The sequence below is a fragment of the Bradyrhizobium sp. 142 genome (assembly GCF_023074015.1).
In the GTDB taxonomy this organism is placed as follows: domain Bacteria; phylum Pseudomonadota; class Alphaproteobacteria; order Rhizobiales; family Xanthobacteraceae; genus Bradyrhizobium.
This window is the reverse complement of the sequence record NZ_JADPKQ010000164.1, coordinates 1-2,183: the sequence shown is the minus strand read 5'-3', so window position 1 is coordinate 2,183 and position 2,183 is coordinate 1. Positions and strand designations below refer to the sequence as shown.

1 protein-coding gene is annotated in these 2,183 nt (G+C 72.7%); it reads right to left on the bottom strand.

Going from position 1 to position 2,183, the window contains the following annotated elements; all coding sequences use genetic code 11:
- Positions 1-222: 222 nt before the first annotated feature.
- Positions 223-2,183 (bottom strand): OmpA family protein (locus IVA82_RS15030; RefSeq protein WP_247493362.1); only part of this gene is annotated, 1,961 nt, incomplete at its 5' end.

The following is a 2,183-nucleotide window of genomic DNA, read 5'->3' as shown; positions in this document are numbered from 1 at the left end:
GGCTGGGTAGGCCTCGTTATCCGGTTCTTGTCCATCGGGCCGCAGGTTTGCTCCACGCTTCCTTCAAACCCCATCTCGCGATGACGCCCTTGCGCTTCGCTAACCCTTCGCCGCCATCAGGCTGGGTAAAGGACTTCCACCTCCAAGCTGTCGAACATGCTCGGCACACCAACAAAAATGGCCGGGATCGCTCCCGGCCATTTTGCGTTTGTGGGTGTCGCCTCAGCGCGGCGGCGCGGTGCCGGGCGGGGGCGGCGGCAGCGAGGCCTGGCCACCGTTGAGCAGCGGCGTGATATTGCGGACGGTGACGCGCCGGTTGATCACGCTCGGCCCCTGCGTCTGCTCCTTTAGATACTGCTCGCCGTAGCCCTGCGACGTCAAGTTCTCCGCCGGCACGCCGAACTGCTGCGTCAGCAATTCGGCCGCGGATTGCGCACGGCGGTCCGACAATGACAGATTGTCGACCTCGTTGCCGACCGCGTCGGTGTGGCCCTCGATCAGGAACACGGCGCGCGGGTTGCGCTGGATCGCACGGTTGAGGCCGTCGGCGATCCCTTGCAACCGGGCCGCCTGGTCCGGCGGGATGGTCCACGATCCCGTTTCGAAGTTGATCGTGTTGACGTCGATGCTCGGCATCTGCATGCGAACATTGGGGCTGTAGCGGATCTCGTCGAGCGAGTAACGCCGATCGATCCGCTGCACCGGCGGTGCCTCCATGGTCTCATAGATCACGTCCGGCGATGCCTCCTGCGCATCGACGATGTAGCGATCGTAGGGAATGTTCACCACTGGCGGCGGCACGTCGACATAGAAGCCGCCGACCGACCGCGGATCGCGGTAGCTGTTGTCGATGATGATGAGCTCGCGCCCGCTCGGGTCCCTGCGGATTCGCCGCAGCAACGAACCGTCCGCGCCGACCACGGTGATCACCTGGCTGCCATCGGGACGCATCACGACGGTGCGGGTTTCGCCGCCGACAGTGTCGGTGCGGATATCGCGAGCGCCGTAGCGGAAGCGATAGAGATCGTTGCCGCGGACGTATGCCTGGCCGCCCGGATCGCGGATGATGATGCGATCCGGCTCGGTGTAGACGGTGCGGCCGCCTTCGACGACCTCGCGCCGCTGGTTGTGGAGGTCGGCGATGGTGGCGCCGATCACGGCGCCAGCCACCACGCCTGCACCGATTGCGAGCGGTGTCAGGTCACGCTGCGGCGGGCGCGGCGGAGGCGGCAGGGGCGTGGTGGTCGTGGGCGCGGCCCGGAAGGCCGGCGCAACCGTCGGCGGCGCGTATTGCGCCCTGTTCGGCGGTGGCGCTGCGGCTGGCGTACCTGGGACGACCGTCGGCGCCGCGGCGCCGGCGGGAGCTGCGGGCCTGGGCGGGAGGCCGCCGGCTTGGGGCGGCGCAGCCGGAGTTCCGGCAGCTGGCGCGCCAGCCGGAGGCGTTCCGCCCTGACGTCCGGGTGCCGGCGTCACGGCGCCGCCTGGAGTTGGCGTCGGGGCTGGAGTTGCGCCGGGAGCTGGCGTCGGTGCCGGACCCGGACGTCCGGACGGCGGGCTCGGGCTGCCGGCGCCTGGCGTCGGCGTGGTTGCGGGAGCGGGTGTGGCACCAGGAGCCGGTGATGGTGATCCTGCAGCCGGGGGGGTGCCGGGGCGAGGTGCGCCGGGGCGGCCAGCCGGCGGTGCGCCAGGTGTGCTGCCCGGAGCCGGCGTTGCGGTCGGCGCAGGTGTTGGCGTCGGTGCGGGTGTCGCCGTCGGAGCGGGAGTGGCTGCCGGCGCAGGCGAGCCGGGACGGGCCGCAGGCGCAGCGGGTGAAGGCGTCGCCGTGGGCGCAGGCGTAGGCCGCCCCGCCGGACCAGCTGCAGGAGGCGGCGGAGGCGGCGGAGACGGGCGTGCTCCGGGCGGGGCCGGAGGCGGCGGTGTCGGCGCGTGCTGCTGCGGAGCCGCCGCGGGAGGCGGTGCTGGCGGCGTCGGAGACGGACGCGCCGCGGGCGGCGCCGGAGGCGGAGCGTGCTGCTGCGGAGCCGCGGCCGGAGGCGGCGACGGCTGCTTCGGAGCGGCAGGAGGCGGGGGCGGCGGCGGAGGAGCCGGACGTGCCGCGGGCGGTGGCGGCGGGGGCGGAGCGGGTCGGGCCGCAGGCGGCGGCGGGGGTGGCGGCGGAGTTGGGCGCGAGGGCGCGGCAGCTG